Origin of the sequence: Cellulomonas sp. A375-1 (assembly GCF_001040865.1) — a bacterium.
Classification (GTDB): Bacteria; Actinomycetota; Actinomycetes; order Actinomycetales; family Cellulomonadaceae; genus Cellulomonas; species Cellulomonas gelida.
This window is the reverse complement of sequence record NZ_LFKW01000062.1, coordinates 20,879-27,619: the sequence shown is the minus strand read 5'-3', so window position 1 is coordinate 27,619 and position 6,741 is coordinate 20,879. Positions and strand designations below refer to the sequence as shown.

Genomic DNA, 6,741 nt, shown 5'->3' with positions numbered 1-6,741 from the left:
CGGGCCGCCGCAGAGCGGGTACGGCCAGCAGGGCCACGCAGCACCCGGCGGGTACGGCGCACCCGGTGGCGCGCACAGCGGCCACGGCGCGCACGCGGCCGGTCCCGCCGCTCCCACGGGCCCGGTCCCCGCGGGCCCTGTCCCCGCGAGCCCGGTCCCCGCGAGCCCCGCCGCTGCGACGCCCGCCTTCCCGGCGGCGTTCGCGGCCACGGGTGCACCCGTGGCCGGGCAGCCGACGACGAGCGAGGGTCAGGGTTCCGGCCCGGGCACGGGCGGACCCGAGCCCGAGTCCGGTGACAAGCGGCCGAAGTGGCTGCTGCCCGTCGCGATCGGCGGCGGCGTGCTCCTCGTCGGCGCGGTGGCCGCCGGGATCGTCCTGGCCAACCGCGGCAACGACTCCGCGTCGCCCGAGCCGCTCGTCGCGACGACGATCCGCCTGCCCTCCCCGACGCCCTCGATCGAGCCCGTCGCGCGCGAGGCGACGACGCCGTTCGCGACCGCGCTGCCCTCGTCGGTGCTGCAGTACGCGCTCGCGTCGTCGGCCCCCGAGGCGACCTGGGTGACCGCCGGTGCGCTCGAGGCCTACACCGAGTCGTTCACCGACGGTGGCGCCCTGACCGCGACGGTCCTGTCCGGCCAGTGGGCCACGCAGGACGAGGCGCGCGCGTTCACCGACGCGCTCGTCGCCGAGCTGCCGACCGCGGAGGCGGCCGTCGAGGGCACGAGCGAGGAGCTCGGCGCGACGCCGTCGGCCGACGCGACGGCCACGACCCGCCCCGGCGCCCCGGCGTCGGGCCGCGACAAGCTCCCGCAGACCGGCGCGGTGCGCGTGGGTGACGAGCGGGTCGGCACCTACACGGCCGTGGCGCTCGGGGACGGCACGGGCGTCGTCGTCTGGCGCAACCTCACCGCGGTGTTCCGCATCGAGGCCCCGGTCGAGGACCTCCTCGACCTGTACCGCGCCTTCCCGCTGTAGCCCGCACGAGCATGACCGGCCGCCCGCAGGTGCGGGCGGCCGGTCGGCCTGCGCAGGGTCGGCGGCGTGTGAGGTGCGGCGTCAGGAAGCGCGCAGGACGTAGCCCAGGCCGCGCTGGGTGTGGAGCATCGGGGTGCGGCCCTTGTCGATCTTGCGGCGCAGGTAGCTGACGTACAGCTCGACGACGCCGTCGGCTCCGCCCCGGTCGCCACGCCACACGCGGTCCAGGATCATCCGCTTCGACAGGACGCGGCGCGGGTTGCGCATGAAGTACGTGAGCAGGTCCCGCTCGGTGGGTGTGAGGTGGATGGGCTCGCCCGCACGCGTGACCTGGCCGCTCGTCTCGTCGAGCTGCAGGTCGCCGACGACGAGCGTCCCGGGGGCGGTCGCAGTGGTGGTCGTGGCTGTCATGGCCGCAACGCTGTCGGGGCCCGCTGGAACCAGCCTGGGCCGGACCTGGGAGATCGCTGGGAAAGCCGCGGGGTCAGCCCAGGGTGGGGATGGTGGTGTCGGGGCACGCGGCGGTCAGGATCGCCTCGATCGCGACGCGCGTGCCCTCCGCGAGCTGGACGGCCGACGGGTCGAGGAGCCACTGGACCTGCAGCCCGTCCATGACGCCGATGATGGCGTTCGCCGCGCGCGTGGCCGCCTCGTCGCTGGTGCCGGGGCCGCCGACGACCGTGACCGCGTGGGCGATCTCGCCGCGCAGCACCCGGAACCGGTCGGTGACCCACGTGCGCGCGGGGTGGTTCTCGGTGACGGACTCGCCGGTCAGCACGGTGTAGCCCTGGACGATCCCGGGGCGCAGCTCGTTCGCGCGGGCGGTGCGCACGAGGTGGTGGAACAGCTCGAGACCGTCGGGGATGTGCTGGCCCTCGAGCTCGCGCACGTCCTCCTTGTCGCGGAACTCGAGCACCTCGACGAGCAGCTGCTCCTTGGAGCCGAAGTGGTGCAGCACGCCGGCGTGCGTGATGCCGACCTGCTCGGCGACCTCGGCGAGCGAGCCCGTCTTGTAGCCCTTGGCGCCGAACGTGCGGGCGGCGGCGCGCAGGATCTCGGCGCGGCGCTCCGCGGTGGCCTGGCGGGGGCGCCGCTGGCGGCGAGCGGTCGTCGTGGGCAGCGCTGCCCCCGCCGTCGTGGCCGTGCGGGGGCGGTCCACACCGCTGGCGTCGTCGTCCATGGCCGCAACCATACTGTGATCATTGGACTTACTGACAAGTTAGTAAGAATTGTGGTTCGATCACCGCACACGACGACGAGGTCGACCACGAGGAGAGCCCCACCGTGTCTCTCGGCACCACCGAACCCGCTCCCGCGCAGCCCGCACCCGCCGGACCGCGCGCCACGGCCACCGCCGCGCCGGCCGCACGCAGCACCGATCGCGCCATCGCCGCGCTGCGGGCGCGTCTCACGCTCGAGGAGAAGGTCGCGCTGCTCGTCGGCGCGGGCCTGTGGTCCACCACGGCGGTCCCGCGCGTCGGGCTGCGGGCCGTCCACGTGTCCGACGGTCCCGCGGGCGTGCGCGGCGTGTCCGAGGACGCGGCCGAGACCTCCGCGTCGTTCCCCGCACCGAGTGCGCTCGCCGCGACCTGGGACGTCGACCTGGCCGACGAGCTGGGCGCGCTGTTCGCTGCGGAGGCCAGGCGGCACGGCGTCGACGTCGTCCTCGCGCCGCAGGTCAACCTCCAGCGCACGCCCGTCGGCGGCCGACACTTCGAGTGCTACTCGGAGGACCCGACCCTCACGGGCCGGATCGCCGTGCACGTGGTGCGCGCGGCGCAGGAGCGGGGCGTCGGGATGTGCGTCAAGCACTTCGTCGCGAACGACTCCGAGACGCAGCGCACCACGTACCTCTCGCGTGTCGACGAGCGCACGCTGCGCGAGGTCTATCTCGCGCCGTTCGAGCAGCTCGTGCACGAGGCCCGCGCGTGGTCCGTCATGGGCGCGTACTCGGGGATCGACGACGGCACCACGGCCGCACCCGCGCTCGAGCACCGGCCGCTGCTCACCGGGGTGCTCAAGGACGAGTGGGGCTTCGACGGCGTGGTCGTGAGCGACTGGGTCGCCACGCGGTCGGTCGCCGGCGCGTTCGAGGGCGGTCTCGACCTGCAGATGCCGGGCCCGGACGGGGTCTGGGGCGACGGGCTGCTCGCCGCGGTGCGCGCAGGGGAGGTCGACGAGGCCGCGCTCGACGAGAAGGTCGAGCGGATCCTGCTGCTCGCGCGTCGGGTCGGCGCGATCGACGGACTCGCTCCCGAGGGCGCGTCGCGGGACCGCGTCGCCGACGTGGACGTGCGGGGCACGCTGCGCCGCCTGGTCGCGCGGTCGATGGTCGTGCTCAAGGACGACGAGCACGCGCTCCCGCTCGCGAGCGGCGACGTGCGTCGGGTCGCGCTCGTCGGGCCCAACGCGCTGGCGCCGTTCGTGCAGGGCGGCGGCTCGGCGTACGTGCGGCCCGAGCGGCGCGCCGAGCTCGACGACGCGGTGCGCGACGCGTTCGCCGGCGCCGAGGTCACCGTGCACGCCGGCGCGGTCTCCCGCCTGCTGCCCCCGGCGCTCGACCTCGCGCACCGCTGCACCAGCCCCGCGGGAGAGCCCGGCGTGCTCGTCGAGGTGCTGGACGCGGCAGGCGCCGTGCTCGAGGCGCGGACCGTCACCGCGTGGACCGGTTGGCTCCGGGACGTGCGCGCCGACGCCCACGCGGTGCGGCTGCGCACGACCGTCACGCTCGACGAGCCCGGACGCCACGAGGTGGGCGTGGGCACGGTCGGGCGGCACCGCGTCGTCGTGGGCGGCGAGGTGCTCTCGACGAGCGAGCACGAGGTGGGGGCCGAGGTGATCCTCGACTCGTCGGTGAACGCGCCGACGCCCGTCACGCTCGCCGTCGAGACGCCGCACGCGGCCGCGGGCCACGCGGAGCCGGTGACGATCGAGCTCGACGCGACCGTCCAGGCCGTGCACCCCGTCGGCTACGCGTCGTTCGCGCGCGCCGAGCTCGTGCACCGCACGCCCGGCACGTCTCCCGACGAGCTGCTCGCCGACGCGGTCGCGGCTGCTGCGGCGGCGGATCTCGCGGTCGTCGTCGTCGGCACCAACGAGGAGGTCGAGTCCGAGGGGTACGACCGCACGTCGCTCGCCCTGCCCGGCACGCAGGACCAGCTCGTCAAGGCGGTGCTCGCGGCCAACCCGCGTACGGTCGTGGTCGTCAACGCGGGTGCGCCCGTGCTGCTGCCGTGGCTCGACGAGGTCCCGTGCGTGCTCTGGGCGTGGCTCGGCGGCCAGGAGTGGCCCGAGGCGCTGGGCGACGTGCTCACGGGCGTGACAGAGCCCTCGGGCCGGCTGCCGTGGACGCTGCCCGCGCACGAGAGCGACGTGCCCGTCCCGGACGCGGTGCCCGTCGACGGCGTCGTCGAGTACCGCGAGGGCGTGCACGTCGGGTACAGGTCGTGGCTGCGCCTGGGCCGCACGCCCGCCGCGCCGTTCGGCCACGGGCTGGGCTGGACCACGTGGTCGTACGACGGCGTGCGCGCCGAGCCCGTGGCCGACGAGCCGGCCGCGTACGACCTGGTCGTCACGCTGCGCAACACCGGGCCCCGCGCGGGTCGCGAGGTGGTCCAGGTGTACGCCGAGCCGCCCGCGGCCTCGTCGGACCGTCCCGTGCGCTGGCTGGCGGGGTTCGCCGTCGCCGAGCTCGCCCCGGGCGAGCGGCGCGACGTGACCGTCCGGGTGCCCGCGAGCACGTGGCGCACCTGGGAGGCGGGCTGGGTGGTGCCCCCCGGCACGTACCGGCTGCGCGCGGGCCGCTCGGTGCAGGACCTGCGGGTGGGCACCGAGGTGACCGTCCGCACCTAGACCGGCCCGGGGGTCGACCTGCCCGCAGACGCCCCCCGAGCCCCCGGTCCGGCGACCTCCGCAGTGCCGCCGGACCAGCACGGCAGGACCAGCACGGCAGGACCAGCACCACCACTCCCGCAGTTCACCCAGTGCAAGGAGGCACTCTCGTGAGGATCCGCAAGCTCTCGACGGCGGCAGCCAGCGTGGCGGTCGTCGCGCTGCTCGCCACCGCCTGCTCAGGCGGCGGCAACGGCAGCGACGACCCGACCTCGGGGCAGACCCAGGCGACGAGCGACGAGCGTTCCGACAAGGTCCTGACCGTGGGCATGCCCAACGGTGAGGCGTCGGGGAACCAGAACCCGATCGCCCCCGGCTCGGGCTCCACCTCGTTCGGCTACGCGTACGCGATCTACGAGTCGCTCATGCAGGTCAACGACGTCAAGCCCACCGACCCGCCCATGCCGTGGCTCGCGGAGAAGGTCGAGTGGAACGACACGTACACCGAGGCGGTCATCACGCCGCGTGCGGGGGTCACGTGGAGCGACGGCGAGCCGTTCACGGCCGACGACATCGCCTACTCGCTCCAGATCCGCAAGGACAACCCCGAGCTCAACGTGGACTTCCCGGAGCAGTACGGCGAGATCACGACGGACGGCACGACGGTCACGGTGGGCTTCACGACCGGTCAGTACGTCAACGCCGCCAAGCTCTACCGGCTCCTGATCGTGCCCAAGCACATCTGGGAGAACGAGGACCCGGTCACGTACACGGCCGACACCATGATCGGGACGGGCCCGTTCACGCTGAAGAGCTTCACGCCGCAGGCCGTCACGCTCGTCCCGAACGACACGTACTGGGGCGACGCGCCGCTCGTCGGCGAGCTGCGCTACGACGCGTTCAAGGACAACGCGGGCCTGACGACCGCGCTCACGTCGGGTGAGGCGCAGTGGGGCTGGACGTTCATCCCGGACTTCGAGAACACGTTCATCGCGCAGGACCCGGAGCACTTCCACCAGGTCGCGGGCGGTGGTTTCGGCGTCGACGTGCTGTACCTCAACACCCAGAAGAAGCCGTTCGACGACGTCGCGTTCCGCAAGGCGCTCAACATGGTCGTCGACCGCGCGGACATCTCCGCGACCGCGGGGTACGGCGTGTGGCCGCAGATCACGTCGGTCACCGGCCTGCCGCAGCCGTCGGGTGACGCGTTCATCTCCGACGAGTTCGCCGGCCAGGAGCTCGAGGTCGACGTCGACGGCGCCAAGCAGGTGCTGACCGACGCGGGCTACACGTGGGACGGCGACGCGCTCGTCGACCCGGACGGCGAGAAGGTCTCCTTCGCGCTGACGAACCCGCAGGGCTGGACGGACTACCTCGACGCGCTCGGGATCATCGCCGAGGGTGCCAAGGAGCTGGGTGCCGAGGCGACCGTCGAGCCCGTCGTCGCCGACACGTGGTTCAACCAGGTCATCAACCTGGGCGACTTCCAGGCGTCGCTGCACTGGACCGACGGCGGTTCCACGCCGTGGAACCTGTACTCGAACATCATGGACGGCGCGTCGTACGTCGAGCTCGGCCAGCCCGCGAACTGGAACTTCGGCCGCTACCAGAACGACGAGGCCACGGCCGCGCTCGCCGAGTTCAAGTCCGCCACGACCGACGCGGACCGCATGGCCGCGCTGCAGGTCGTGCAGAAGCGCTTCGTCGAGGACGTCCCGGGCCTGGTCATCTGGTCGCGCCCGGCCGTCGCGCAGTACTCGACCGCGAACTACACGGGCTTCCCCACGGACGAGGACCCGTACGCGAACCCGCAGCCCACGGGCCCGCAGGCCGCGCTGATCCTGACCAAGCTCAAGCCCACGGCCTGAGCCGACCGGACCGCCCGGCCCCGCGGGGCGTCGCGGTCCGACCCGAGTCAGGGCGCGGGGGGGGCG

At 74.0% G+C, this 6,741-nt stretch carries 3 protein-coding genes and 2 pseudogenes; 3 read left to right on the top strand and 2 right to left on the bottom strand.

Going from position 1 to position 6,741, the window contains the following annotated elements:
- Nucleotides 1–976, top strand: a pseudogene (locus CWIS_RS18695) (hypothetical protein); the annotation flags it as partial.
- Nucleotides 977–1,057: 81 nt separating this feature from the next.
- Here the strand turns inward: CWIS_RS18695 and CWIS_RS07175 are convergent.
- Nucleotides 1,058–1,351 (bottom strand): annotated as a pseudogene (locus tag CWIS_RS07175) (transcriptional regulator); the annotation flags it as partial.
- A 109-nt stretch (nucleotides 1,352–1,460) separates the two neighbouring features.
- Entirely contained in the window at nucleotides 1,461–2,156 is a 696-nt protein-coding gene (locus CWIS_RS07170) for a TetR/AcrR family transcriptional regulator (RefSeq protein ID WP_141370929.1), read from the bottom strand.
- Between the two features lie 104 nt (nucleotides 2,157–2,260).
- On the opposite strand from CWIS_RS07170, the gene CWIS_RS07165 reads away from it, so the two are divergent.
- Together CWIS_RS07165 and CWIS_RS07160 are read left to right on the top strand one after the other, a co-directional pair.
- Nucleotides 2,261–4,828 carry a beta-glucosidase gene (locus CWIS_RS07165; protein ID WP_082156279.1) on the top strand — a complete coding sequence of 856 codons (2,568 nt, stop codon included), beginning with the start codon at nucleotides 2,261–2,263 and terminating at the stop codon, nucleotides 4,826–4,828.
- Nucleotides 4,829–4,977: 149 nt separating this feature from the next.
- A complete protein-coding gene (locus CWIS_RS07160; RefSeq protein WP_048342579.1) occupies nucleotides 4,978–6,675 on the top strand; it encodes an ABC transporter substrate-binding protein in 1,698 nt (565 codons plus the stop codon).
- The last annotated feature ends 66 nt before the right edge of the window (nucleotides 6,676–6,741 follow it).